This is a genomic window from Pectinatus frisingensis (assembly GCF_015732285.1).
Classification (GTDB): Bacteria; Bacillota; Negativicutes; order Selenomonadales; family Selenomonadaceae; genus Pectinatus; species Pectinatus frisingensis.
Map to the genome: position 1 here is coordinate 83,029 of NZ_WIQU01000054.1, position 25,521 is coordinate 108,549.

The window sequence follows — 25,521 nt, forward strand, 5'->3', positions numbered from 1 at the left end:
TACTCACAATGGCTAAACAAAAGTTTGAAAGAACTAAACCACATGTTAATATTGGTACTATCGGTCATGTTGACCATGGTAAAACAACGCTTACCGCTGCTATCACAAAAGTTCTCTCCAAAAAAGGATTGGCTCAATTTGAAGATTATAGTATGATTGATAAGGCTCCGGAAGAACGTGAACGTGGTATTACAATCAATACGGCTCATGTAGAATACGAAACTGACAAAAGGCATTATGCGCATGTTGACTGCCCGGGCCATGCTGACTATGTTAAAAACATGATCACTGGTGCCGCACAAATGGATGGCGCTATCTTAGTTGTTAGTGCTGCTGACGGTCCTATGCCGCAGACCCGTGAACATATTCTGCTTGCCCGTCAGGTTGGTGTGCCTGCTATGGTTGTATTTTTGAACAAAGCAGATCAGGTAGATGATCCGGAACTTTTGGAACTCGTTGAAATGGAAGTTCGTGAACTTCTTTCTTCTTATGATTTCCCTGGAGATGATATTCCTGTAATTACTGGTTCCGCTTTGAAAGCGCTTGAAGGTGATCCAGAAGCAGAAAAGAAAATTCTTGAACTTATGGATGCTGTAGACGATTATATTCCTACACCTGTACGTGATACAGATAAACCTTTCTTGATGCCGGTTGAAGATGTATTCACCATTACTGGACGTGGTACTGTTGCTACAGGCCGTGTTGAACGTGGTGAATTGAAACTGAATGACGTAGTAGAAATCATTGGTTTGAGTGATGAAAGAAAATCTACTACTGTAACTGGTATCGAAATGTTCCGTAAGAGCATGGACAATGCTGTTGCCGGTGATAATATAGGGGCTCTTCTGCGTGGTATTGACCGTGCAGAAATTGAACGTGGACAGGTTCTTGCTAAACCAGGAACAATTCATCCGCATACCAAGTTCAAAGCTCAGGTTTATGTACTTACAAAAGATGAAGGCGGACGTCATACTCCGTTCTTTACGAATTATCGCCCTCAGTTTTATTTCCGTACAACCGATGTTACTGGTGTTGTTAAATTACCAGAAGGAACTGAAATGGTTATGCCTGGCGATAATATCGAAATGGATATTGAACTTATTACCCCGATTGCCATTGAAAAAGGTTTGCGCTTCGCTATTCGTGAAGGCGGCCATACTGTTGGTGCCGGGCGTGTAATTGAAATTGCTGAGTAAGCTGAACATGTAAAGTTTATATAAGGGCGGCGCTTCGCCGCCCTTATATAAAGCTTTTTTTTGTCTAATGCGATGACGTGTTAGATTGCTCGCCATTTAGTGAGGTAACTAGCACAGAGAAATGTCTGGATCATGGAATCCGGGCGATAAGGAGGAAAATATTTTGTCCAAACAACAAAAAATACGTATTCGTTTGAAGGCCTATGATCATAAATCACTTGATCAAAGCGCTGTTAAAATAGTTGAAACTGCTAAAAGAACGGGTGCCATGGTTTCTGGCCCTATTCCATTGCCTACCGAAAAAAATATTTATACAATTTTAAGATCTCCACACGTAAATAAAGATTCTCGGGAACAGTTTGAAATGAGAACCCATAAACGCCTTATCGATATTTTAGAACCTACATCAAAAACTGTTGATGCTTTAATGCGTTTAGATTTACCAGCTGGCGTGGATATCGAAATTAAATTGTAATAGGAGGTGGCAAAAGTGATAAAAGCAATTTTAGGTAAAAAACTCGGCATGACACAGATTTTTACCGAAGAAGGCGGAGTAATACCTGTTACAGTGGTTGAATCCGGTAAAAATGTCGTGCTTCAAAATAGAACAATGGAAAACGACGGATATAATGCGGTGCAAATTGGCTTTGGTGAAGTTAAGGAAAAGAAAGTAACAAAACCGTTAAAAGGACATTTTGCTAAATCTGGAGCAGATCCGGTTAAATTTATCCGTGAAGTTCGCTTAAATGATGCTTCTGAATATAACGTTGGTGATACAATCGGCGTTGACATATTCGCTGAGGGCGATTTGGTAGATGTAGTTGGGACATCCAAGGGGAAAGGTTTTGCTGGTGCTATAAAACTTCATAACTTTGCCCGTGGACCGATGAAACATGGTTCCAAATCACATCGTGAACCTGGTTCTACTGGTGCTATGATCAGCGGACATGGTGGACGTGTGCTTAAAGGTAAGAAATTACCTGGTCGTATGGGTACAAATCAGGTTACCATACAGCGGTTAAACATTGTACGTGTTGATAAAGAACGTAATCTTTTACTGATAAAGGGTGCTATTCCTGGACCCAAAGATAGTTTTGTAATGGTAAAAGAAACAGTTAAACCAAATAAAAAATAATTGGAAGGAGGATAAAAAGGGAATATGCCTACAGTAGAAGTATTTAATATGACCGGACAAAAAGTCGGCGACATGGAACTGGCAGAAAATGTGTTCGGTGTTGAAATTAATGAAGGTCTTGTTCACCAGGCTGTTGTTATGCAGCTTGCATCGCAGCGTTTAGGCACACATGCCACTAAAACGAGAGGATTAGTACGTGGCGGCGGACGCAAACCGTGGAAACAAAAAGGCACGGGTCGTGCAAGAAGTGGCAGTACCCGTTCACCAATATGGGTCGGCGGCGGTACTGTTTTCGGACCGCATCCTCGTTCTTATGCTTTTTCTATGCCACGTAAACAGCGTCGCTTAGCTATAAAGTGTGCCCTTACTGACAAAGTTAACAGCAAAGATTTTGTTGTATTAGAAAATCTTGATTTTGCAGCACCGAAAACAAAAGATGTTGTAAAATTGCTCAGTGATTTCAGTGTGGAAGATAAGGCACTTATCATAACCGCTGATTTTGCTGAAAATGTGGAAAAATCTTCCCGTAATATTCCGGGTGTAAAAGCAATAAATTCTAATGGATTGAATGTTTATGATATATTGAATCATAATAAGCTTTTCATCACGAAAGATGCTATTACCCGCATTGAGGAGGTATTGGCATAATGGACGCAAGAGATATCATCATAAAGCCGTTAGTAACTGAAAAATCTACTGACCTCATGGCTGAGGGCAAATATGTATTCAAGGTTGCCAAAAAGGCTAATAAAGTTGAAATCGGTAAAGCTGTTGAAGAAATTTTCAAAGTGAAAGTAACCGATGTAAATACGATTAACGTTACCGGTAAGGTAAAACGTATGGGTCGCACCAGCGGAAAACGTTCCGATTATAAAAAGGCAATTGTGAAACTCGCAGCAGGAGAAACAATTGAATTCTTCGAAGCGTAACTAGCAGAAAAGGAGGTAAATCAAGTGGCAATAAAAAAATTTAAACCGTATTCTCCAGGCAGGAGATTTATGACAGTTTCTTCTTTTGAAGAAATAACAGCAGATAAACCAGAAAAATCATTGGTGGAAAGTATAAAGAAAACAGGCGGCCGCAACATGCATGGTCGTTTAACAGTCAGACATCAAGGCGGCGGGCATAAACGTCTTTATCGTATAATTGATTTTAAACGCAATAAGGATTCTGTCCCGGCACGTGTAGCAACAATTGAATATGATCCTAATCGCAGTGCCCGCATAGCATTGTTAAATTATGCAGATGGTGAAAAACGTTATATTTTAGCTCCTAATGGGTTGAAGGTAGGAGATACCATCGTATCAGGTCCGGATGCAGATATAAAAACGGGAAATGCACTACCAATCGCTAATATTCCGGTAGGCTTAATGATCCATAATATTGAATTAAAGATTGGCAAGGGTGGACAGTTGGTTCGTTCAGCAGGGGCTGCAGCACAGCTGATGGCTAAAGAAGGAAATTATGCTTTGCTCCGTATGCCTTCCGGTGAAATTCGCAAGGTTCATATTAATTGCCGTGCAACAATCGGTCAGATTGGCAATCTTGAACATGAAAATATTTCTATTGGTAAGGCAGGCCGCTCACGTTGGCTTGGTATTCGTCCGGCTAATCGTGGTGTAGCGATGAACCCGAATGACCATCCACATGGCGGTGGAGAAGGCAGAAGTCCTGTCGGACGCAAACATCCTGTTACTAAATGGGGCAAATGTGCCATGGGTGCTAAAACTCGTCGTAAAAAACCATCAGATAAACTTATTGTTAAACGCCGCGTAAGCAAACGTGAAAAATAATAAACTGCAATGATAAGAAATATTATTTGCAGAAAGATGGTTGAAAGGAGGACATACTTTGTCAAGATCAGTAAAAAAGGGACCTTATGTTCACGAAAGTGTTATTAAGAAAATTGATGCCATGAATGAAACTAAAGAAAAAAAAGTTATTAAAACATGGTCAAGAAGTTCAACAATTCTGCCGACATTTGTCGGTCATACAATTGCTGTACATGATGGACGCAAGCATGTACCTGTGTATATAACTGAAGATATGGTTGGACATAAATTAGGTGAATTTGCACCGACACGTACTTTTAAAGGACATTCCGGTGAAGAACGCAAAACCACTTTAAAATAATTGCCGAAAGGAGGAACTTTGGTGGAAGCTAAAGCAGTAGCAAAATATATCCGTATCGCTCCGCGCAAAGCTCGCGTGGTCATTGATCTCATTCGCGGCAAGAATGTGGCGGAAGCTTTTGCAATTTTAAAATTTACGCCTAAAGCAGGCGCTGATGTGGTAAATAAAGTCTTGAAATCGGCAGTAGCAAATGCTGAAAATAATTTTGACATGAATGTTGATGCTCTTTATATAGCAGAAGCATATGTTGATCAAGGTCCTACGTTAAAACGCATTCATCCGCGTTCCCGCGGACAGGCGTTCAAAATTTTGAAACGCACATCACATGTTACAGTAGTAGTTAAAGAAAAGTAAAAAGGAGGCAATTACTTTGGGTCAGAAAGTTAATCCTAATGGAATGCGTATCGGTATCGTAAAAACCTGGGATGCAAAATGGTATGCTGATAAAGATTATGGAGCAAATTTATGTGAAGACATTAAAATTCGTGCTTTCTTAAAACAAAGTCTTTATCAAACAGGCGTATCAAAAATTGAAACTGAACGTTCCAAAAATCGTCTTAAGCTGACAATTCATACGGCAAAACCTGGTATGGTAATCGGCCGTGGTGGTTCAGGGATTGAACAGATAAAAAATAGTTTGAAAAAGTTAACGACAAAGCATATTGATATCAATATTGCTGAAATCAAACAGCCGGATATGGATGCAACACTTGTTGCTGAGAATATCGCGTCACAGCTGGAACGTCGTATCGCTTTTCGCCGTGCAATGAAGCAGTCTGTTGGGCGCACGATTCGCATGGGTGCTAAAGGCATAAAAGTTACAGTCGGCGGACGTTTAGGCGGTGCTGAAATAGCAAGACGCGAATCTTATCGTGAAGGAAGTATCCCACTTCATACGTTGAGAGCAGACATTGATTATGGAACGGCTGAAGCACATACAACATATGGTCGTATCGGCGTAAAAGTATGGATATTTAAAGGCGAAATTCTTCCGGAAAAGAAACAACCTGTACAGGTTGCAGCTGAAGGGAGCGAAGCCTAATGTTAATTCCAAAGAGAACAAAATTCCGTAAACAGTTCCGTGGTAATATGCGTGGGAAAGCTCATCGCGGCAATAAGGTATCGCATGGCGAATATGGCCTTCAGGCATTAGAAGCAGCATGGATTACCAATCGTCAGATAGAAGCAGCTCGTATTGCAATGACACGTTACATTAAACGTGGTGGACAGGTTTGGATAAAGATTTTCCCGGATAAGCCAGTTACAGCAAAACCTGCTGAAACTCGTATGGGTAGTGGTAAGGGCTCACCGGAATACTGGGTAGCAGTAGTAAAACCGGGCCGCATCATGTTTGAAATGGGCGGTGTAACTGAAGAAACGGCAAGAGAAGCTATGCGTCTTGCCGGGCATAAGTTGCCAATAAAGACGAAGTTTATAAAACGTGCAGATCAGCAAGAGGGCGGTGAAGTAAATGAAGGTTAAAGATATACGTGATATGAGTGACGGTGAACTTAACCAGAAACTTGCTTCACTTAAAGAAGAGCTTTTTAATCTGAGATTTCAGTTGGCTACCGGTCAGCTGGAAAATCCGATGCGTATCAAAAGCATCAAAAAGACAATCGCTCGTATTAAAACGATTCAGCGTGAGCAGGAATTAAATGCAAATGCTTAATGATGATGATATGCAGAAGGAAGGAGGCTCTTTTATGAGTGAAAGAAATGAACGCAAGACCAAAATTGGTAAAGTTGTAAGTGATAAAATGGATAAAACCGTTGTGGTAGCTGTTGAAGACCTTGAACAACATGCACTTTATAAAAAACTTATAAAAAAGACGGTTAAATTCAAGGCTCATGATGAAAATAACGATGCTCACATTGGCGATACCGTTTCTCTTATGGAAACACGTCCATTATCTAAAAGTAAATGCTGGAGAGTCGTTAAAATTCTTGAACGGGCGAAATAATTGAATACTAAGGATTTTAATAAGGGAGGTAAAGCAATTGATCCAACAACAGACAATGCTCAATGTTGGTGATAACACTGGAGCTAAAGAAATCATGTGTATCCGTGTTATGGGAGGATCCTATCGTAAGTATGCCAACATCGGTGATATAATTGTCGCCGCAGTGAAATCTGCGTCTCCTGGTGGTATGGTGAAAAAAGGGGAGGTCGTTAGAGCTGTAATCGTGCGTTCTAAAAAGGGACTGAGAAGGCAAGACGGCTCTTATATCCGCTTTGATGAAAACGCAGCAGTTCTTATAAAAGATGATAAAACCCCGAAAGGAACTCGTATTTTTGGGCCTGTAGCCAGAGAATTGCGTGACAAAGACTTCATGAAAATCATCTCATTGGCTCCAGAAGTACTTTAATAATGAGGAGGTGCAGAATTGTCACAGTATAAATTAAAGATAAAAAAAGGTGATACGGCAATCGTATTATCCGGTAAAGATAAGGGCAAGCAAGGTAAGGTTTTACAAGCACTGCCTAAAAAGAATAAGGTTGTAGTTGAAGGTATTAATAAAGTAAAACGTCATACAAAACCTAATCAAAATACTCCTAAAGGTGGAATTATTACTAAGGAAGCGCCGCTGTGTGCAGCTAAGGTTATGGTTGTATGTCCGGCATGCTCCAAACCGACCCGTGTTGCAAAAAAAGACGTAGATGGAAAGATGGTTCGTGTATGCAAAAAATGCGGCGAACTTTTAGACCAGGCAAAATAATAAGGGAAGGAGGCAATATTGGTGGATAGATTGCAGGAAAAATATTTAAAAGAAGTAGTTCCGGCTCTGACTGAAAAATTTGGTTACAAAAATCCAATGCAGCTGCCTAAAGTAGAAAAAATAATCATTAATATGAGTGTTGGTGAAGCTGTAGGAAATTCAAAAGCACTTGACTCTGCTGTTGAAGATTTAACCGTAATTGCAGGGCAGAAACCGATTCTTACCAGAGCTAAAAAGTCATTGGCTGCATGGAAATTGCGCGCTGGAATGCCAATAGGATGTAAAGTAACCATGCGCGGTACCCGTATGTATCAGTTTTTAGATAAATTTGTCAATATCGCATTGCCACGTGTACGTGATTTTCGTGGAGTAAGTGGTAAGGCTTTTGATGGTCGTGGTAATTATTCTGTAGGATTGAAAGAACAATTGATTTTCCCGGAAATCGAATATGATAAAATCGATAAAGTCCGTGGTATGAATATTATTGTTGTAACAACGGCTAAAACTGACGAAGAGGCTAAAGAACTTCTCCGCCTTTTGGGAATGCCGTTCAGTGCATAAAAAGAGGGGGTAAGTTTTTAATGGCCAAAAAGGCACTCATTGAAAAATGGAGTAAAGAACCAAAATATAAAGTTCGCCAATATAATAGATGTAAAATTTGTGGCCGTCCGCACGGTTATATGCGTAAATTTGATATGTGCCGTATTTGTTTCAGAGAACAAAGCTATAAGGGTGCAATACCTGGCGTAACAAAAGCCAGCTGGTAAAGTTAGAAAGAAAGGAGGATATCGATTTTATGGGAATGACTGATCCGATTGCAGATATGCTTACACGTTTGCGCAATGCAAACTCTGTTTTACATGAAAAAGTTGAAATTCCTGGTTCTAATATCAAAAGAGCTATTGCTGACGTATTAAAAGAAGAAGGATTTATAAAAGATTACACTTTTACCAAGGATAATAAACAAGGTGTAATTACAATTAAATTAAAATACGGACCTGACAGTGAACAGGTAATCACTGGAATAAAACGTATTTCCCGTCCCGGGCTTCGCGCTTATGTCAACAAAGATCAACTGCCGCGTGTTTTAGGCGGTCTTGGTATCGCAATAATATCCACTTCAAAGGGGATAATGAGTGATAAAAAGGCTCGCAGTACAGGTGTCGGCGGTGAAGTATTAGCTTACGTATGGTGATTTTTAGAACTAGGAGGTGTACAAATGTCAAGAATAGGAAGAGCACCTATTGAGATTCCCGCTGGTGTTACAGTTACAGTAGATGATAATAATCATGTAGTTGTAAAAGGTCCGAAAGGCGAATTATCTCGTACGTGCCATAAAGATATAAAGGTAGTCATTGAGGGAAATGTTATAACAGTGCAGCGTCCTTCAGATGACAAAAATCATAGAGCATTACATGGTCTCACACGCAGTCTTATACATAATATGGTTGTGGGTGTTACTGAAGAATTTTCCAAAAATCTCGAAATTAATGGCGTGGGTTATAGAGCTACACAACAGGGGAAAAATCTTAATCTTTCATTAGGATTTTCACATCCTGTAGTAGTTGAACCACCGGCAGGAATTACTCTTACTGCTCCGGCATCTAATAAAATCGTTGTATCCGGTATTGATAAAGAACTGGTTGGCGATGTAGCTGCTAAAATCCGCAGCTATAGAGAACCTGAACCTTATAAGGGCAAGGGTATTAAATATGAAAATGAACATATTCGTCGTAAGGTTGGTAAAGCCGGCGGCAAGGGTGCTAAATGATTTTTTTAAGGGAAAGGAGCAATTGACGTGTTTAAAAGACAGGATAAGAATAAAGCTCGTCAAAAACGTCATCTGCGTGTACGCAATCGTATATCCGGTACACCGGAAAGACCTCGCTTAAACGTATTTCGCAGTCTCAGCAATGTTTATGCACAGGTAATCGATGATGTGAATGGGGTTACATTGGCGGCAGCCAGTTCGAAGGATAAGGGATTTGAAAACTACGGCGGTAACGTTGAGGCAGCTAAGGCTGTTGGTACTGCAGTAGCAAAGGCTGCGACAGCTAAGGGTATTACAGAAGTTGTATTTGATCGCAGTGGATATATATATCATGGCCGTGTCGCTGCTTTAGCAGATGCAGCCCGTGAAGCAGGACTTAAATTCTAATTACAGAACAGGAGGTTAATTAATGGCCAAAATAGATGCTAATGCGCTTGAATTGCAGGAAAAAGTTGTATATATAAATCGCGTTGCCAAAGTTGTAAAAGGCGGTCGTCGTTTTTCTTTTAGTGCTTTGGTTGTCGTCGGCGATAAAAATGGACATGTTGGTGCGGGTCTTGGTAAAGCCAGTGAAGTACCGGAAGCAATCAGAAAAGGCATTGAAGATGCGAAAAAGAATCTTATTGAAGTTTCATTAGTTGAAAAAACTATACCGCATCAGATTACGGGTATTTTTGGTGCCGGTAAAGTTCTTTTAAAGCCGGCGGCAAAAGGTACTGGTGTTATTGCCGGTGGCCCTGCCCGTGCTGTATTGGAATTGTGTGGAATTGGCGATATCTTGACAAAATCACTGGGTTCATCAAATCCTAATAATATGGTACGTGCTACTATTGGTGGGTTGGGTCAATTAAAAAAAGCAGAAACAGTTGCCCAATTGCGCGGCAAGACTGTTCAGGAACTTTTGGGTTAAGGAGGTTATTTCAATGGCAAAACTGAAAGTTACTCTTACCCGCAGCCTTATCGGTCATCCGCAGGATCAGCGCGCGACCGTTAAAGCATTAGGTTTAAGGAAAATTAATTCCGTGGTAGAAAAAGATGATAATCCGGCTATTCGCGGTATGATTCATAAAGTAGAACATCTCGTAAAAGTCGAAGAAATTAATTTATAATAAAAGGGGGTGCCATGTGGCTATGAATTTACATGAATTGGCTCCGGCTCCAGGTTCAAAGAAAACACGTATTCGCGTTGGACGCGGTCTTGGTTCCGGTTGGGGAAAAACCTCAGGACGCGGTCATAAAGGCCAGAACTCCCGTGCTGGTGGTGGTGTCCGTACTGGTTTTGAAGGTGGACAGATGCCGCTATATCGCAGGCTGCCAAAACGTGGCTTCAAAAATATTTTTGGTAAAGAATATGCAGAAGTCAACGTTTGTATGTTAGAACGTTTTGAAGACGGCAGTGTAGTTGATGCTGTTACTTTAGTTGAATCCGGCATACTGAAAAATGTATGCGAGGGTGTCCGTATCCTTGGTAATGGTGAAATAACAAAAAAACTTACTGTAAGAGCACAGGGGTTTACAAAATCTGCTGAAGAAAAGATCAAAGCAGCAGGCGGCCAAATTGAGGTGATCTGAGTTGATTTCAGCCCTTGGGAACATTTTTAAAATTCCTGAATTAAGGCAAAAAATCATCTTCACCTTAATAATGTTTGCAGTGTTCAGGTTGGGGACGCATATTCCTGTTCCGGGGGTTAACCCGGATGCACTCGAACATCTTTTTAACAGTGGTAATTTATTTGGATTGTTGGATTTATTTTCCGGTGGTGCACTTAGTAAATTTTCCGTATTTGCTATGAGTATAACACCATATATCAATGCTTCCATTATAATGCAGCTTTTAGCTGTGGTTATTCCTACTTTAGAAGAATGGTCTAAAGAAGGAGAGGAAGGCTATAAAAAAACGAATAAGGTCACCCGTTATTTAACGGTTGCCCTTGCGTTTTTACAGGCAATTGGTATGTCTATAGGATTAAAAGCTGCTATAATAAATCCTAATCCGATGTCCATATTAATTATCGCAATCACATTAACAGCAGGAACTGTCTTTTTAATGTGGGTTGGTGAACAGATAACGGCCAATGGTATAGGAAATGGGATTTCATTGATTATTTTTGCCGGTATAGTGGCAGCACTGCCACGGTCATTGGGAACAATGTATAAATATTTACAGGCAGGTACGATAAATTATTTCAATTTATTTTTATTTTTGATTATAGCTTTGGCGATGGTCGTGTTTGTTATAGCCATTCAACAAGGACAACGCCGGGTACCGATATCTTATACCAAACGGGTTGTTGGAAATAAGACTTATGGCGGACGTTCTTCGCACATACCTCTTAAGGTTAATCAGGCAGGGGTTATTCCTATTATCTTTGCATCATCATTATTGATGTTTCCGGCAACTATCGGACAATTTGTAAATATTGGGTGGGTAAAAACCATTGCATCTTATTTTCAATGGGGAACAGTTACCCATACAATAACATATACCTTGCTAATAATTTTCTTTACTTATTTTTATACAGCTGTTACACTAAAAATACCCGATTTAGCTGATAATCTTAAGAAATACGGTGGATTTGTTCCAGGAATAAGACCTGGTACGGATACGGCAGATTATCTGGATAAAATAATGACGAGAATCACGCTTGCAGGCGCATTCTTTTTGGCATTGATAGCAATATTTCCTATGCTTATTGCTAATTTCACACATATTCAGGGCGTATATTTTGGTGGCACGGCATTGCTTATCGTAGTGGGGGTTGCTTTAGATACAATGAAACAGATTGAATCTATGGTGGTTATGCGCCATTATGAAGGCTTTATGAAATAAGGAGGAAAATATGCATATTTTATTAATGGGGCCTCCTGGTGCGGGTAAAGGCACGCAGGCAGCAAAATTAGTTGAACAATTTCATATACCGCATATTTCTACTGGGGACATGTTCAGAGCAGCAGTCAAAAATCAGACAGAGCTTGGTAAAAGGGCAAAAGTCTGCATGGACCAGGGGAAATTGGTACCAGATGATGTTACTATTGGTATTGTTCGGGAAAGACTTGCTGAAGCAGACTGTAAAAAAGGTTTTATCCTTGATGGATTTCCTCGTACAGTTGAGCAGGCAGAGGCGCTGGAAAACATCGTCGCTGAATTGGGTTTAAAACTTACTTGTGCACTTAATATAAATGTCCCGGCACAAGAACTCATTGAAAGAGCTGTGGGACGTCGCATTTGTAAAAAGTGTGGGGCAACATACCATGTAAAATTTAAAGCACCTGGTAAAGCAGGTGTTTGCGATATTTGTGGTGGAGAGCTTTATCAGCGTGCTGATGATAGTGAAGCAACCATGAAAAATCGTCTGGCTGTTTATGATGGACAAACAAAACCGCTTATTGAATATTATAAAAAAGCCGGTTTATATAAAGAAATCAATGGCAGCCAGCCAATGGACAAGGTGTATAGTGATGTCGTGACTGTACTCCATGGATGATAATAAGTTTATGTCGGATAGTAGTTTAATAAGGACGCTATTGAGACAATTCATTACAATAATGTTGGGCAGATATGGTTCCCTGGGAAAAGGTTGCCTGAAAACTCAGTTGGCCCAATCTTTATTCGAAAAGGAGCAGTTTCATGTCTAAACAAGATGTAATTGAAGTTGAAGGTAGAGTGCTTGAAGCATTACCAAATGCAATGTTTCAGGTAGAACTGGAAAACGGCCATGTCGTTTTAGCTCACGTATCCGGCAAGATTCGTATGAATTTTATCCGAATACTGCCGGGGGATAAGGTTACGATTGAGCTTACGCCATATGATCTTACCCGAGGCCGTATCACTTATCGATTTAAGTAATACTCATTGGGGAAGATTAGAGGAATATTGCTGAAAGGAGTAATTGCAATGAAAGTACGTCCATCAGTAAAACGTATTTGCGAAAAATGTAAAATAATTAAACGTAAAGGCCGGGTAATGGTCATTTGCGAAAACCCTAAACATAAACAAAAACAAGGATAATAGGAGGTGTGTTAACATATGGCACGTATTGCCGGTGTAGATTTACCACGTGATAAACGGATGGAAGTCGCTTTAACATATATTTTTGGTATTGGTCCAAAATCTTCACGTGACATCTTGGCGATGACAGGTATTAATCCTGATACTCGGTCTCGTGATTTAACAGAAGATGAAGTTGCTAAGCTGCGTGAGGCAATTGAAAAAAATTATAGTGTTGAAGGGGATCTTCGTCGTGAAGTATCACTTAACATTAAACGCTTGGTAGAAATTGGCTGTTATCGCGGCAGACGGCATCGTTTTGGACTTCCTGTCCGTGGACAGAATACAAAAAACAATGCACGTACAAGAAAAGGTCCGAAAAAGACTATTATGGGCAAGAAGAAAGAAGTATTATAAGGAGGGGTAGAATTTGCCAGTAAGTAAATCTCGTCCCAAAAAAAGAGAACGTAAAAATATTGAATTTGGCGTAGCACATATTCGTTCAACATTCAATAATACAATTGTTACGATTACTGATAAAAACGGTAATGCACTTTCTTGGGCAAGTGCCGGTGGACTTGGCTTCAGAGGTTCCCGTAAAAGCACACCGTTTGCGGCTCAGATGGCGGCAGAAGTAGCAGCTAAGGCTGCTATGGAACATGGACTAAAACAAGTAGAAGTTTATGTAAAAGGACCGGGAGCAGGTCGTGAAGCGGCTATTCGGTCACTTCAGGCTACGGGACTTGAAGTTAATATGATTAAGGACGTTACGCCAATTCCACATAACGGCTGTCGTCCACCAAAACGCAGAAGAGTATAATAGGAGGGAAGAATAGATAAATGGCAATTGATAGAGCACCGTCATTGAAAAGATGCCGTTCATTGGGAATTGAAGCTGCTGTAGTTGGTCTGGGTAAGAAATCTAAACGCCAGCCGCGTCGCACTGGTCGTAAAATAAGTGAATACGGTACGCAGCTGAGAGAAAAACAAAAAGCAAAATTTATATATGGCGTATTGGAAAAGCAATTTCGTCTTTATTATGATAAAGCTAAAAAAATGCAGGGTGTTACCGGTGAAAACCTTTTGCTTTTACTGGAAAGAAGACTTGACAACGTGGTGTTTCGGTTAGGTATTGCGAATACCCGGCGTCAGGCTCGGCAAATGGTAACGCATGGTCATATTGTTGTTAATGGCAAGTGTGTTGATATTCCGTCAGCACTTGTTAAAGCAAATGATGTCGTGGGGATCAGGGAAAAGAGCCGTTCCAGTGAATTGTTCAAGGCAATTGCTGAATCCGGCAATAAACTGAGTGTTCCGGCTTGGCTTAGTGCCGGTGAATTAGGTGGTACTGTTACCAGATTCCCAAATCGTGATGAAATCGATGTTCCAGTAGACGAACAGGCTATCGTCGAATTGTACTCCAGATAATATGTCGTAGTGGTCATAGTGTGGCAATTTATAGGCATAGAACAAAGGAGGGGAACCTTAGATGATCGAGATCGAAAAGCCTAAAATAGAAATTGTGGAATTAAGTGAAGATCAAAAATATGGCAAATTCATTTGTGAACCGCTTGAACGTGGTTATGGTACAACACTAGGAAATTCGCTGCGGCGGATTTTGTTGTCATCGTTGATGGGAGCGGCTATTACATCGATAAAGATTGATGGTGTGCTTCATGAATTTTCCACAATACCGGGTGTGCGGGATGATGTTACTAATATTATCTTAAATTTAAAATCATTATGCTTTAAAATGCATAACGATGATCCACACACAATAAGTATAGATGTTACTGGCGAAAAAGAAGTAACTGGTGCTGATATCAAGGCTGACGCTGATATTGAAGTATTAAATCCCGATCTGCATATAGCAACTATTGATGAAAGTGGCTCACTTAAGATGGAAATGACTGTTGAACGCGGCCGTGGATATGTTCCGGCAGATAAGAATAAAAAACCTGATCAGCCTATCGGTGTTATTCCTATCGATTCAATTTTTTCTCCTATTCAGCGGGTGAACTACACTGTGTCAGATACTCGTGTGGGTAATGTTACAGATTATGATAAGCTGACTTTGGAAGTGTGGACTAATGGTTCATTACGCCCGGAAGAAGCAATCAGCAAATCTGCTAGTATACTAATTGCCCATTTCAAACTTTTCCAAAGTATGGCGGGCTGTTCAGAGGAAGAAAATGAATCAGAAAGCACCTTCATGGAAAATGAAGAAGATGATGCAAACAAGGTAATGGAAATGACTATAGAGGATCTTGATTTATCAGTCAGATCGTTTAATTGTTTGAAGCGGGCGGAAATCAATACGGTTGCTGATCTTGTGCAAAAGTCAGATGATGATATGATGAAAGTCAGAAATTTGGGTCGCAAATCACTTGATGAAGTGAGAAATAAGCTGAAAGAATTAGGCCTTTCACTTGCACATAATGAAGAATAGGAGGGAAAAAATTGAGAAAGTTAGGTCGTGACAGCAGTGCACGTCGTGCGCTTTTTCGCACCGTACTGACGTCATTATTTAAACACGAACGCATAGAAACAACAGAAGCTAAAGCAAAAGAAATAAGCGGGTTAGCTGAGAAAATGATTACTTTGGCAAAACAGGGCGACTTGCATGCACGCCGTCAGATTGCTGCTGATTTATTAGATGAATCAGTAATCAAAAAATTATTTGATGAAATAGCACCTTCGTATAATGAACGTCAGGGTGGCTATACTCGTATTCTTAAACTTGGTCCTCGTCGCGGTGATGCCGCTCCGATGGTAATCCTTGAATTAGTAAAATAATAAAATTCTCATTACTTGGGTGATGCCTGGTGATAATGAGAAGTGTCTTTATAAGAACTGTCTTTGGGCGGTTCTTATTTTTTTGCAAATAAAAAAACATTTATTATGGCATATTAAATTACCATGATAAATGTTTTAAAAATATTATATAAATAGCTATTGTAAATAATTAAATTATTTTTGTTTTTTTTCTTTTAACATTTCATTTAACGTGTGCCATGCTAAAACAGCACATTTAACACGAGCCGGCATATGGGAAACATCTTTTAAAGCCATTGCTTCGTCTAATTCTTCAAGTTTTTTCGGATCAGTTTCCTCACCGCGAATCATATCAATAAATAAGTCGGTAAGTTTTATTGCTTCATCGATGCTCTTACCAATGATGAGATCAGCCATTATGTCGGTTGAAGCCTGTGATATAGCACAACCCTGTCCATTGAAAGCGGCATCTTTGATGATATCGTTTACCACATTTATTTCTAAAACAATTTCATCACCACAACTGGGATTTAAGCCTTTTTTTACCAGAATTTCATCAGCTTCACATTTAGGGTTTATTGCTGTTTTGTGATCGCTGGCTTGTAATAATTTGTGTTTATGATCCGGATGCATATTATGTTCCATGAGAATATCATTATAAATATTATTTAACGCCATGAAAATAACTCCTTATGTATTTTACTTGCTCGATAAGTTGTTTTATATCGGCCTTGTCATTATAAAAGGCAATGCTGGCCCGACAGCAGAAGTTGCACTTTAAAAAACGCATAAGCGGTTGGGCACAATGATGTCCGCCACGAATTGCAACATTCCCGGAATCCATTAGGGAAGCAACGTCGTGTGGGTGGATATTTTCAATGTTAAAAGCTATTACGCCATGATGGGCTGAAAAATTGTTGCTGCCATATATTGTTATATAAGGCAGTTTACTGAGCTCTTCACCGGCAAGATGACTAAGCTCAGTTTCTCGCTCGATGATTTTATTGTAACCAATAGATTCAATAAAATCAATAGCTGCAGCCAGCCCCACGGCACCACCAACATTTTGGGTTCCAGCTTCGAATTTATAGGGCAACTCGGCGAAAGTGGCCGTTTGTTCATCGACATAGTCGATCATTTCACCACCAGTCAGAAAAGGCGGCATCGCTTCCAGATATTTTTCCTTACCATATAATATGCCGATCCCCATAGGGGCATACATTTTATGGCCGGAAAAAGAGTAGAAATCACAGTCAAGAGAAGAAACGTCAATTTTTTCATGGGGAATGGCCTGGGCACCGTCGATGGATACAACGATGTTGTGTGCATGGGCAATCGGTATCAATTCTTTTAAATTTTGTTCACTGCCTAAGACGTTTGATATCTGAGTCAGGGAAAGGATTTTGGTTTTGTCAGATATTTTATTTTTTAGTTCAGCTGTTGTTATAATTCCATCCTCGTTAGGGTATAAATAAATCAATTTAGCTTTATGGCGTTTGGCAGCTTGTTGCCAGGGAATCATGTTGCTATGGTGTTCCATTATTGATATGAGAATTTCATCATCTGGCTGTAATAAAAGTTCGGATAGGCTAAATGCGATAAGATTAAGTGATTCAGAAGCATTTCGTGTATAAATAATTTCCTGCGCCTTAGCTGCACCGATGAATTCGGCAATTTTTTTGCGGGCATTTTCATAGGCGTCAGTGGCTTTTTGTGATAATTCATAGAGACCGCGCAGGGGGTTGGCATTTTCGCGGCGATAATAATCGGCTACAGCATCTATTACCATATCAGGTTTTTGTGTGGTGGCAGCATTGTCAAGATATGCTAAAGTGCTATTACGGCGCATTATTGGAAAGTAGTTTTTATAACGATTCATTGCAGAGCACTTCCTTATCATAAGTATCTATTTTTGCGGCTAAATTTTGCGGCAGCAGATTTTTCAAACGGGCAATAGCCGAATCAAGAAAGATTTGCCGAGCAGATGTTTCATCAATACCGCGCGACTGTAAATAAAAGAGGTGTTCTTCATCAAGGGCGCCGATAGCTGCACCGTGGTTGCCAACAACATCGTCTTCATCGCAGAGCATCAAGGGAACACTTTTGTTTTTGGCAGTTTTACTTAAAAGAAGTACATTTTCACTTTCATTACCTGAAGAACCTTTACAACCATGGTGAAAATCAAGTGTACCCCGAGCTGTCTTCTTACTGTCGTTGAGTAAAAGGCCAGTCATTTTTATTTCGGATAAGCCTTTTTTGCCATAATGACGAGTGACATAGTTAAGATCGATATCCTGCCGGCTATGTCCAATATAATCAGCATATATTTCGGAAGCAGCCTTGTAGCCGTGTAAATCAGTTAAAGCAGAAGCTAAAGCAGTTTTACCGCCTAAGGGCATATGATGAATAGTTACCTTGGCGTCGTTTTCCACATAAGCAATGGCATTGTTGAAGGCAAGAAAATTTTCGCCTAATAATTGCAGACATGTGAAGGTTAGAGAAGAATTCTTTTTAGCATGTATTCTGATGAGATCAGTGTATTGACCGGCTGCGTTAGCTGATGATGATATAGAGACTATTATATTGGCATGAGAATTTTCTTCAAGGATGATATCAAAAAGAGCAGTTAACTTATCATTGTCCTTTAGTGTCATATCAAAGATAAGTGGTGTCTCTACGGAATTATCCTTATTTACAGTAATGGTTTTAGTTATAGAGGCATTGGCGATAATATATGAAGCAGTTTTTGCATCATTACCGGAAATAAGAAAATTGTCAAGACTGGTTTTGTTCTTAATATGCATACCGGTTGAATCACCGGTGATGACGGGATTATTTTTGTCATCAGGTCTATTATAAAGTTGAATTTGTTTATAATTTACATTAAAATGATTCCATGTGAGCACGGGAATATTATTGCCATTTAGTATTGTGTCCATCAGCCGATACCTCCTTCCATTTCAAGACGTATAAGATTATTCATTTCAACAGCATACTCAAGTGGCAGTTCTTTGGATATGGGATTGGCAAAACCGTTAACAATTAGTGTTTTTGCTTCGTTTTCATTGATACCGCGGCTCATCAGATAAAATACAGCTTCATCATCAATACGGCCAATAGATGCTTCGTGGCCGACGTTGACATCATCGCAGCGCACATCCATCAATGGAATGGTATCAGAACGTGATTTATCATCAAGCATCAGTGATTGACAGGATACGCTGGATTTACTTTTATGGGCTTTTTCCGTCATAGTGACAGCACTTCTGAAGGTACCAATACCACCGGATTTGGAAAGTGATTTGGTATTGACGACAGACGAGGTATGCGGAGCATTGTGCAGAATTTTTGTACCGGTGTCAAGATTTTGTCCTTCACCGGCAAAAGTAATACCGGTAAACTCTGATTTGGAATATTCACCATTTAAAATCGTCATCGGATATAGATAGGAAACGTGTGAGCCAAAAGAACCGGAAATCCATTCCATACTACCGTTCCTTTCGACTTTAGCGCGTTTAGTGTTAAGATTATACATATTTTTAGACCAGTTTTCAATCGTTGAATAACGCAGATGAGCATTCTCACCGACAAATAATTCGACACAACCGGCGTGGAGGTTAGCCACATTATATTTGGGAGCTGAACAGCCTTCAATAAAATGTAGATAAGCACCTTTGTCAACGATTATTAGGGTATGTTCAAATTGACCGGCTCCCGGTGAGTTAAGACGGAAATATGACTGCAAGGGTATATCAACGGTGGTATAGGGCGGAACATAGACAAAGGATCCACCAGACCACACCGCACCATGCAGAGCGGCAAATTTGTGATCGGAAGGAGGTACTAGTTTCATAAAATGTTGTTTTATCATTTCAGCATATGGGCCGGCTAGCGCTTCTTCAATACCGCTGTAAATAACACCTTTTTTAGCAACAGAATCTTGAATGTTGTGATAAACAAGTTCAGAATCGTATTGCGCTCCTACACCGGCAAGCGACGTGCGCTCAGCTTCTGGTATGCCGAGACGTTCGAAAGTGTCTTTGATGTCTGCCGGGACTTCATCCCACTTGGCAGCCATTTTTGTTTTTGACCGTACATAAGTAACAATGTTGTCTATATCAAGATCTGTTATATCGGGTCCCCAATTGGGAACTTTTAGTTCATTATAAATTTTTAATGACTTTAGGCGGTGTTCAAGCATCCAATTCGGTTCGTGTTTTTTAGCACTTATTTGGCGAACAATATCTTCAGTCAGTCCGCTAGCAAGCTTTTCAACATCTTTTTCGGCTTTTTTAAAATCATATAGATTGCGGTCGACGTCTGCAACCATGGTTTTTTTCTTTGTTGTATCAGACATTGTTACCACCTTCCTGAGTTTCAAAACGAACAAATCCGGTTTTATTTATTTCATCAATGAGTTCACTGCCACCTTCAGCGACAATATGACCTTTTACCAATATGTGGACCTTATCTATTTTCAATTTGTCCAGTATATGCATATTATGGGAAATTATTAATAACCCTTTTTCGTTATCTTGTTGAAATTCAGTAATTCCCCTGAGCATGATATTAACGGCATCAACATCAAGACCGGAATCAGTTTCATCCATAATGGCAAGTTTTGGTGAAAGCATCAACAGCTGGAGCATTTCTACTTTTTTGCGTTCACCGCCGGAAAAACCAACGTTGAGATCACGTTCAAGATATTCATGTTTTAGATCGAGATTTTTTAGAGTATCATTGAGTTTTTGCCGGAATAATTTACCCTTGAGAGGATTTGCCGTATTTTTGGAAGCAGCACGTAGAAAACTATACAGAGAAATACCAGGAACTTCAACGGGTGATTGAAAGGATAGGAAAATACCTTTTTTTGCCCTTTTGTCGGTCGGCAAGTCAGTGATATCTTCATTTTCAAAAAGTATACTGCCGCTGGTAGTTTTATAAGCTGGATTGGCGAGCAGAGAAGAGCCAAAAGTCGATTTGCCGGCACCGTTGGGTCCCATTAATATATGCGTTTCTCCCTTATTTATAGTGAGGTTTAAATTATGCAGTATAGAAATATCGTCTGTTGATGCAATGGAATAATTTTTGACCTCAAGTAATTTATCGCTCATAGTAAAGAACACTCCCTGTTTTTTTATAGAAATGTAGATGTTAATATAGAACTTAAGAGTCCGATGTAATTAATAATACATATTTCATTAAGCATATTATACTACTATACTAAGATATAAACAATACTTATTTTTTTCTTGCTTTTTAATGGCAGAAAATTATTATTGGGCAAAAATATATGCCCATTCCCCCCTTATGAAAGTATAAGAAGAAAATGGGCATATATAAAAAATTTAATTATTTTATGATTAAATATTGGAGAGTGCGTTTCTTACACTTTCAGCTGATTCCAATAATTGATTTGTTTCTTTGGAAGAAAGCTTAACTTCGAAAGATTTTACAATACCCTCGGCACAAACCATGCGAGGTATGCTTAAGGCCACACCGCGTATACCATATTCACCTTCAAGAACAGCGGACATTGGCAGGATAGTATGTTCATCATATAAAATTGATTTTATGAATCGACAGGCAACCATGGCGATACCTGTATTAGTCCAGCCCTTTAAATTTATTATATCGTAAGCGACTTGAACAACGGCATCTTCAATGGACTGACGATTTATTTTTTGTGAGAAATTAAAACAATCATCAAGATGCTCAAGCGGCATGCCGGCAATATTGACAGTACTCCATGCTGTGAAAGCAGAATTGCCATGTTCTCCTAATATATATCCGTGGATATTTTTCGGGTCAACATGGTAATGATCAGCTAAAATGCGGCGAAAACGGAAAGTTTCAAGCATTGTACCGGTGCCCACAATTTTTTCCCGTGGATAATCAAAATGAGTAGAAATATAATACGTTGCTACATCAAGTGGATTAGTTATTGCAATTATCATAGCATCTTTGGTATACTTGACTATCTCGCTCATAATACTGTTCATTATCTTGGTGTTGGTCCTTGCCAATATTAGTCGATCTGGTTTTTCACCCGGCCTGATACTGGGACCGGCAGTAATAATTATTATACCGGCATCGTGGCAATCTTTATATGTACCGGTATGTACATTTATGTTCGTACTGTATATGCACGAAGTAGCATGACTGGCATCAAGAGCCTCACCCTTTGCTTTGTCGGCGTTTATGTCTATTAAGACTATTTCAGACGCCAACTGAAAATCGGTTATTTTGCCTAATATTGCCGAACCAACATTACTGGCACCGATAATCACAATTTTACCTTTGTTTATCATGGAAAATTCTCCTCCCTATCACTCGTAGGTTTGCCGTATGAATAAATTTGCGGCATGGTGATGTCAACAGGCAGTTCTTCTGGCTAAGCTTCATCGTTTATTGCTCCTTCTCAAGATTATTATCTCAATGGCATATTGCAATTTACTCTGCATGACAGCTGCGGGACAGCTCCGGATTTTCACCGGATTCTCTATTAAGTCACTGACACCTGTTCCTTGAATTAGTATGAGTATTATATTTATTTATGCTGCTGGACTAAATATAATGCACTACATGCCAATATTGTGGCACATAACACGACAAATGTCAATAATGATGTAAAATTGTGAAAACAGTTAAGGCATAAAAATAAATAATAATTATTGTTGATAATGTGTTTATAGTGTTGTAATAAGTCATAAATGTAAAGATAAAACTATTGACAATGATATAAAAACATTTATGATAGAAAGGGATATTTTAAAAGATGATTGGAAGATATAAATGGGTAAAATTGAAATAAAAAATCTTACATATAAATATAGACAATTAGATAATGAGAAAAATGCCTTAGAGAATATTAATCTTACTATAAATAAGGGGGAATTCATTGCCATAGTGGGAGTAAATGGTTCAGGAAAATCTACATTGGCACGTCAGTTAAATGGACTATTGTTACCGACGGGTGGCAGCTGCATTGTTGATGGGATGGATACCAGAAATGAAGCAACTATTTGGCAGGTACGGCAAAAAGTAGGAATGGTGTTTCAAAATCCAGATAATCAGATAATTGCGGCAATTGTTGAAGATGATGTAGCTTTTGGGCCGGAAAATTTGGGAATAGTCCCGCAAGAAATAAAAAAACGTGTGGCAGAAAGTCTACGAGCGGTGGGAATGGAAAAAAAACGCAAATTCGCCCCGCATCTTTTATCGGGTGGACAAAAACAACTGATAGCAATAGCAGGAGTATTAGCGATGCGTACAGATTATCTGGTACTGGACGAGCCAACGGCAATGCTTGATCCATCGGGAAGAGAAGCTGTCTTAAAAGCGGTGCGGGAAATTCATAAAAAGTATGGGATAACAATAATACTTATCACTCATTTCATGAATGAAGCGATAATGGCTGACCGAATAATTGTAATGCATATGGGGAAAATTGCTGTTGACGGTAGTCCCAGGCAGGTGTTTAGTGATGCTGCAAAAGTGAAAAGATTGGGACTGGAAATGCCATTGGCAGCGCAGATAGCGCATAGGCTGCGTCTAAAAGGGATGAATATAGCAAATGATATTTATAGTACAGATGAGTTGATAGAAAATTTGAAAGTTAATTAGGTTGATCGATAGATGCATCTGGCAACTTTAAAGATTTTAATAAAAAAGCGTTCCATATTATGGATAAGGTTTTGTCATAATCAAATTTTGGGTGGCATATTACACGCACCAGATAACCATCTAACATACATAAATAGGCGTGCGCTAACTCTAAAGCAGCCTCATCAATAAAAATTTTATTATTGATGCCTTGTTGGAAAATGGTAGCAATTGTTTCAGCTAATTGCTTATTGGTTTCCTGTATTGATAGCAATACATCATGTGTGCAATCAACCGGAGGAAACATCCAGACTCTCATCCAAAAATATAATTCGTTGCGATGCTGCAGGAAATAACCGCTGATAGAAAAAAAAATATGTCGCAATCTGTCATCGGGTGGGATAGCAGATGTTTTGGTAAGGTTCTTTTCCAAAAATGCTAAATAGTTGTTTTTAACTGTTTGCAGTACGGTAAGCAAAATTTCCATCTTACTGGAATAATGGGCATAAATTGATGGCTTTTTTATACCGGCTTTTTTCGCAATATCCGCTATGGTTGTGGCATCATAACCTTTTTCGGCAAATAATAGCAATGCCGCTGTACTAATATCTTGTGCTGACATGTTGTCCTCCGTTTTGTATGGATATTTTTAAACAAAATTTATTGAAGTTATTTTATTGCTGAAGATTTTTATTGGCAGAAAAATGTTTCAGCTTTTTATAGTGACTGTGTTGTGAGACTGCCAGATAACAATAAGCAATAATAATGCCAAATCTGCTTATTAACCATAAACCCAGGCGTCTAAGGCCGGAATTGATACCAAAAATTTTCATGATTTTAAATGATGAAGTGAAATCATAGAACTTCCGCACAGCACGGAGAAATTCTTTTTGTAATTTCCAAGCGGACATATTATGAGGTTCAAATGTAACATTCATCATGTCGAAATAGCGCCAGTTATTTGTTATAAGACGATTTTCCTGGTCAAACTGCCGATAAACAGGAGTTCCCGGAAATGGTGTTAAAATGGCTGGTTGTAATTGATAGGCGTGGATATGACGGCAAAAATCGACACCACGGCGTATGTCACTGATATTGTCATTGTCCAGACCCAAAACTAAGCTGGCAATTAATCTGATTTTATATTTTGCTAGTTTATTAGCACATTTTTCAATATCGACAATTTTTTGTTTTTTATGTATAGAATTCAGGGATTTTTGGTTTAATGATTCAATTCCTACTAATACACGATTTAGGTGGGCTTGCTGTAATAACTGTAAAAGCTCATCATCTTCTGCCAGATCTGTGCGGCCAAAGAAAAAAGTTTCTTTGAAAATGAGGTTTTCTTTAATCATGCGGCGTAGTAGTTCCTTAGTACGATTTTTATTGGCGGTAAAATTGTCATCTTCGAAGTTCATATATTTGAATCCTAATGACTTATAATAACGTAATTCTTCAATGACATTTTCGACACTGCGTTCACGATAAGGGTGAAACATTCGCGAAGTTGTACAGAAACTGCAGCAAAATGGACAACCACGCGTTGTTATCACATTTGCAGCGTTGCAATGCGAACTCCGTAGTAGTGAGTAATCAGGAAAGGGAATTTTATCTAAGTCATTAATTATTGGTGCATGAATTATCTTGCTGTCAATATTTTTTTCAACGACATCTTTGATGACACTTTCTGCTTCACCGACAATGACTTGATCGGCATGCTTTATTGCTTCTTCAGGAACAGCACTGGCATGCATTCCACCGATAATGACACGCTTACTACGTGCACGAAGTGCATCAGCTATTTGATAGGCGCGCGGTGCACAGGAAGTCATTGTGTAAATACCGATGACATCAGCATTATTGCATTGGGAAAAATCGATATTATCATTTAGTTCTTCATATACGTCGACGCAATGGCCGGCGTTTTTTAGAATATGGCCTAATATTAATGGACCGGTAATGATATTGGAATAACCATAAATATTGCCGCCGATTCTATAAAGTGGTGTGCGGCGTATTGAGTCAGTCGGAACGATAAAAACCACTTTCATATTAGCCTCGCATTCCGCCGCTGTCGCTTACGGCACAAATAGTAATTAAAACAAGGTTGCGACGCGCCCTCGTTTGTTAGAATTATCTTGGTGAGAAAATATACTATAAAGCATGTGATGAGTTGAAGAATATCACTCATCTTGTT

The 25,521-nt window shown here is 39.3% G+C and carries 40 protein-coding genes and 1 riboswitch; of the genes, 32 read left to right on the forward strand and 8 right to left on the reverse strand.

What is annotated here, in order from left to right; genetic code table 11:
* Positions 1 to 8 precede the first annotated feature (8 nt).
* The 31 genes from tuf to rplQ all read left to right on the forward strand — a co-directional run bounded on the left by tuf (position 9) and on the right by rplQ (position 15,740).
* A complete protein-coding gene (gene tuf / locus I6751_RS10320) occupies positions 9 to 1,196 on the forward strand; it encodes an elongation factor Tu (protein ID WP_182187666.1) in 1,188 nt (395 codons plus the stop codon).
* A 163-nt stretch (positions 1,197 to 1,359) separates the two neighbouring features.
* Entirely contained in the window at positions 1,360 to 1,671 is a 312-nt protein-coding gene (gene rpsJ, locus I6751_RS10325) for a 30S ribosomal protein S10 (RefSeq protein WP_231037621.1), read from the forward strand.
* A gap of 15 nt (positions 1,672 to 1,686) precedes the next feature.
* A complete protein-coding gene (gene rplC, locus I6751_RS10330; RefSeq protein WP_196591211.1) occupies positions 1,687 to 2,331 on the forward strand; it encodes a 50S ribosomal protein L3 in 645 nt (214 codons plus the stop codon).
* Between the two features lie 24 nt (positions 2,332 to 2,355).
* Positions 2,356 to 2,979: a 50S ribosomal protein L4 gene (gene rplD, locus I6751_RS10335; protein WP_196591210.1), complete on the forward strand. Its 624-nt coding sequence runs from the start codon at positions 2,356 to 2,358 to the stop codon at positions 2,977 to 2,979.
* Positions 2,979 to 3,260, forward strand: a complete 282-nt coding sequence (gene rplW, locus I6751_RS10340; protein WP_182187670.1) for a 50S ribosomal protein L23 — start codon at positions 2,979 to 2,981, stop codon at positions 3,258 to 3,260. Before rplD ends, rplW begins: the two co-directional genes overlap by 1 nt.
* A gap of 24 nt (positions 3,261 to 3,284) precedes the next feature.
* A complete protein-coding gene (rplB, locus tag I6751_RS10345) occupies positions 3,285 to 4,124 on the forward strand; it encodes a 50S ribosomal protein L2 (RefSeq protein WP_182187671.1) in 840 nt (279 codons plus the stop codon).
* A gap of 58 nt (positions 4,125 to 4,182) precedes the next feature.
* The gene (gene rpsS / locus I6751_RS10350) at positions 4,183 to 4,464 is read left to right on the forward strand and encodes a 30S ribosomal protein S19 (RefSeq protein WP_182187672.1); all 282 of its coding nucleotides are present in this window, start codon (positions 4,183 to 4,185) and stop codon (positions 4,462 to 4,464) included.
* A gap of 21 nt (positions 4,465 to 4,485) precedes the next feature.
* Complete coding sequence (gene rplV, locus I6751_RS10355; RefSeq protein WP_182187673.1) at positions 4,486 to 4,818, forward strand: 50S ribosomal protein L22; 333 nt, start codon at positions 4,486 to 4,488, stop codon at positions 4,816 to 4,818.
* Positions 4,819 to 4,834: 16 nt separating this feature from the next.
* The gene (gene rpsC / locus I6751_RS10360; protein ID WP_182187674.1) at positions 4,835 to 5,506 is read left to right on the forward strand and encodes a 30S ribosomal protein S3; all 672 of its coding nucleotides are present in this window, start codon (positions 4,835 to 4,837) and stop codon (positions 5,504 to 5,506) included.
* Positions 5,506 to 5,946: a 50S ribosomal protein L16 gene (gene rplP, locus I6751_RS10365; protein WP_182187675.1), complete on the forward strand. Its 441-nt coding sequence runs from the start codon at positions 5,506 to 5,508 to the stop codon at positions 5,944 to 5,946. The genes rpsC and rplP overlap by 1 nt, the downstream gene beginning before the upstream one ends.
* On the forward strand, positions 5,936 to 6,136 hold the full coding sequence (gene rpmC / locus I6751_RS10370) for a 50S ribosomal protein L29 (protein ID WP_182187676.1): 201 nt from the start codon (positions 5,936 to 5,938) through the stop codon (positions 6,134 to 6,136). The genes rplP and rpmC overlap by 11 nt, the downstream gene beginning before the upstream one ends.
* 34 nt (positions 6,137 to 6,170) lie before the next feature.
* Positions 6,171 to 6,428, forward strand: coding sequence for a 30S ribosomal protein S17 (gene rpsQ, locus I6751_RS10375; protein ID WP_182187677.1), 258 nt, complete (start codon positions 6,171 to 6,173; stop codon positions 6,426 to 6,428).
* Positions 6,429 to 6,465: 37 nt separating this feature from the next.
* A complete protein-coding gene (rplN, locus tag I6751_RS10380; protein ID WP_182187678.1) occupies positions 6,466 to 6,834 on the forward strand; it encodes a 50S ribosomal protein L14 in 369 nt (122 codons plus the stop codon).
* Between the two features lie 18 nt (positions 6,835 to 6,852).
* Entirely contained in the window at positions 6,853 to 7,185 is a 333-nt protein-coding gene (gene rplX / locus I6751_RS10385; protein ID WP_182187679.1) for a 50S ribosomal protein L24, read from the forward strand.
* Between the two features lie 21 nt (positions 7,186 to 7,206).
* Positions 7,207 to 7,746, forward strand: coding sequence for a 50S ribosomal protein L5 (gene rplE, locus I6751_RS10390; RefSeq protein WP_182187680.1), 540 nt, complete (start codon positions 7,207 to 7,209; stop codon positions 7,744 to 7,746).
* A gap of 20 nt (positions 7,747 to 7,766) precedes the next feature.
* Positions 7,767 to 7,952, forward strand: coding sequence for a type Z 30S ribosomal protein S14 (locus I6751_RS10395; protein ID WP_132548308.1), 186 nt, complete (start codon positions 7,767 to 7,769; stop codon positions 7,950 to 7,952).
* Positions 7,953 to 7,981: 29 nt separating this feature from the next.
* Positions 7,982 to 8,380, forward strand: a complete 399-nt coding sequence (rpsH, locus tag I6751_RS10400; RefSeq protein WP_182187681.1) for a 30S ribosomal protein S8 — start codon at positions 7,982 to 7,984, stop codon at positions 8,378 to 8,380.
* Positions 8,381 to 8,404: 24 nt separating this feature from the next.
* On the forward strand, positions 8,405 to 8,956 hold the full coding sequence (rplF, locus tag I6751_RS10405; protein WP_196591209.1) for a 50S ribosomal protein L6: 552 nt from the start codon (positions 8,405 to 8,407) through the stop codon (positions 8,954 to 8,956).
* A 27-nt stretch (positions 8,957 to 8,983) separates the two neighbouring features.
* A complete protein-coding gene (gene rplR, locus I6751_RS10410) occupies positions 8,984 to 9,343 on the forward strand; it encodes a 50S ribosomal protein L18 (protein WP_196591208.1) in 360 nt (119 codons plus the stop codon).
* A 22-nt stretch (positions 9,344 to 9,365) separates the two neighbouring features.
* Complete coding sequence (gene rpsE, locus I6751_RS10415; protein ID WP_182187684.1) at positions 9,366 to 9,866, forward strand: 30S ribosomal protein S5; 501 nt, start codon at positions 9,366 to 9,368, stop codon at positions 9,864 to 9,866.
* Between the two features lie 13 nt (positions 9,867 to 9,879).
* Positions 9,880 to 10,065 (forward strand): 50S ribosomal protein L30, encoded by a 186-nt coding sequence (gene rpmD / locus I6751_RS10420; protein ID WP_182187685.1) that lies wholly within the window; start codon positions 9,880 to 9,882, stop codon positions 10,063 to 10,065.
* Positions 10,066 to 10,087: 22 nt separating this feature from the next.
* Complete coding sequence (gene rplO, locus I6751_RS10425; RefSeq protein WP_182188583.1) at positions 10,088 to 10,528, forward strand: 50S ribosomal protein L15; 441 nt, start codon at positions 10,088 to 10,090, stop codon at positions 10,526 to 10,528.
* 1 nt (position 10,529) lies between these two features.
* A complete protein-coding gene (gene secY / locus I6751_RS10430) occupies positions 10,530 to 11,786 on the forward strand; it encodes a preprotein translocase subunit SecY (RefSeq protein ID WP_182187686.1) in 1,257 nt (418 codons plus the stop codon).
* A 10-nt stretch (positions 11,787 to 11,796) separates the two neighbouring features.
* Positions 11,797 to 12,441 (forward strand): adenylate kinase, encoded by a 645-nt coding sequence (locus tag I6751_RS10435; protein ID WP_182187687.1) that lies wholly within the window; start codon positions 11,797 to 11,799, stop codon positions 12,439 to 12,441.
* 143 nt (positions 12,442 to 12,584) lie between these two features.
* Positions 12,585 to 12,803 (forward strand): translation initiation factor IF-1, encoded by a 219-nt coding sequence (infA, locus tag I6751_RS10440; protein ID WP_132548291.1) that lies wholly within the window; start codon positions 12,585 to 12,587, stop codon positions 12,801 to 12,803.
* Between the two features lie 48 nt (positions 12,804 to 12,851).
* Positions 12,852 to 12,965 carry a 50S ribosomal protein L36 gene (rpmJ, locus tag I6751_RS10445; RefSeq protein ID WP_132548289.1) on the forward strand — a complete coding sequence of 38 codons (114 nt, stop codon included), beginning with the start codon at positions 12,852 to 12,854 and terminating at the stop codon, positions 12,963 to 12,965.
* Positions 12,966 to 12,983: 18 nt separating this feature from the next.
* Entirely contained in the window at positions 12,984 to 13,361 is a 378-nt protein-coding gene (rpsM, locus tag I6751_RS10450) for a 30S ribosomal protein S13 (protein ID WP_182187688.1), read from the forward strand.
* A gap of 13 nt (positions 13,362 to 13,374) precedes the next feature.
* Entirely contained in the window at positions 13,375 to 13,764 is a 390-nt protein-coding gene (gene rpsK / locus I6751_RS10455) for a 30S ribosomal protein S11 (RefSeq protein ID WP_182187689.1), read from the forward strand.
* A gap of 20 nt (positions 13,765 to 13,784) precedes the next feature.
* Complete coding sequence (gene rpsD, locus I6751_RS10460) at positions 13,785 to 14,372, forward strand: 30S ribosomal protein S4 (protein ID WP_182187690.1); 588 nt, start codon at positions 13,785 to 13,787, stop codon at positions 14,370 to 14,372.
* A 61-nt stretch (positions 14,373 to 14,433) separates the two neighbouring features.
* Positions 14,434 to 15,393 carry a DNA-directed RNA polymerase subunit alpha gene (locus I6751_RS10465; RefSeq protein ID WP_182187691.1) on the forward strand — a complete coding sequence of 320 codons (960 nt, stop codon included), beginning with the start codon at positions 14,434 to 14,436 and terminating at the stop codon, positions 15,391 to 15,393.
* Between the two features lie 11 nt (positions 15,394 to 15,404).
* Complete coding sequence (rplQ, locus tag I6751_RS10470) at positions 15,405 to 15,740, forward strand: 50S ribosomal protein L17 (RefSeq protein WP_182187692.1); 336 nt, start codon at positions 15,405 to 15,407, stop codon at positions 15,738 to 15,740.
* A 174-nt stretch (positions 15,741 to 15,914) separates the two neighbouring features.
* Here rplQ and sufU read toward each other — a convergent pair whose 3' ends face one another.
* The 6 genes from sufU to I6751_RS10500 form a co-directional block, all read right to left on the reverse strand.
* The gene (gene sufU, locus I6751_RS10475) at positions 15,915 to 16,397 is read right to left on the reverse strand and encodes a Fe-S cluster assembly sulfur transfer protein SufU (protein WP_182187693.1); all 483 of its coding nucleotides are present in this window, start codon (positions 16,395 to 16,397) and stop codon (positions 15,915 to 15,917) included.
* Positions 16,384 to 17,598, reverse strand: coding sequence for a SufS family cysteine desulfurase (locus tag I6751_RS10480; protein ID WP_196591207.1), 1,215 nt, complete (start codon positions 17,596 to 17,598; stop codon positions 16,384 to 16,386). Before I6751_RS10480 ends, sufU begins: the two co-directional genes overlap by 14 nt.
* Positions 17,585 to 18,658, reverse strand: a complete 1,074-nt coding sequence (locus I6751_RS10485) for a SufD family Fe-S cluster assembly protein (RefSeq protein ID WP_196591206.1) — start codon at positions 18,656 to 18,658, stop codon at positions 17,585 to 17,587. Before I6751_RS10485 ends, I6751_RS10480 begins: the two co-directional genes overlap by 14 nt.
* Complete coding sequence (gene sufB, locus I6751_RS10490) at positions 18,658 to 20,076, reverse strand: Fe-S cluster assembly protein SufB (RefSeq protein ID WP_196591205.1); 1,419 nt, start codon at positions 20,074 to 20,076, stop codon at positions 18,658 to 18,660. The genes I6751_RS10485 and sufB overlap by 1 nt, the downstream gene beginning before the upstream one ends.
* A complete protein-coding gene (gene sufC / locus I6751_RS10495; RefSeq protein WP_196591204.1) occupies positions 20,069 to 20,833 on the reverse strand; it encodes a Fe-S cluster assembly ATPase SufC in 765 nt (254 codons plus the stop codon). Before sufC ends, sufB begins: the two co-directional genes overlap by 8 nt.
* Positions 20,834 to 21,082: 249 nt before the next feature.
* The gene (locus tag I6751_RS10500; protein ID WP_196591203.1) at positions 21,083 to 22,030 is read right to left on the reverse strand and encodes an L-lactate dehydrogenase; all 948 of its coding nucleotides are present in this window, start codon (positions 22,028 to 22,030) and stop codon (positions 21,083 to 21,085) included.
* A gap of 52 nt (positions 22,031 to 22,082) precedes the next feature.
* Positions 22,083 to 22,258: riboswitch (cobalamin riboswitch) on the reverse strand.
* A gap of 256 nt (positions 22,259 to 22,514) precedes the next feature.
* On the opposite strand from I6751_RS10500, the gene I6751_RS10505 reads away from it, so the two are divergent.
* A complete protein-coding gene (locus I6751_RS10505) occupies positions 22,515 to 23,345 on the forward strand; it encodes an energy-coupling factor transporter ATPase (protein WP_196591202.1) in 831 nt (276 codons plus the stop codon).
* Here the strand turns inward: I6751_RS10505 and I6751_RS14010 are convergent.
* Positions 23,338 to 23,946 (reverse strand): TetR/AcrR family transcriptional regulator, encoded by a 609-nt coding sequence (locus tag I6751_RS14010; protein WP_196591201.1) that lies wholly within the window; start codon positions 23,944 to 23,946, stop codon positions 23,338 to 23,340. The genes I6751_RS10505 and I6751_RS14010 overlap by 8 nt on opposite strands.
* Positions 23,947 to 23,998: 52 nt before the next feature.
* Entirely contained in the window at positions 23,999 to 25,375 is a 1,377-nt protein-coding gene (locus I6751_RS10515) for a B12-binding domain-containing radical SAM protein (protein ID WP_196591200.1), read from the reverse strand.
* Positions 25,376 to 25,521: the final 146 nt, after the last annotated feature.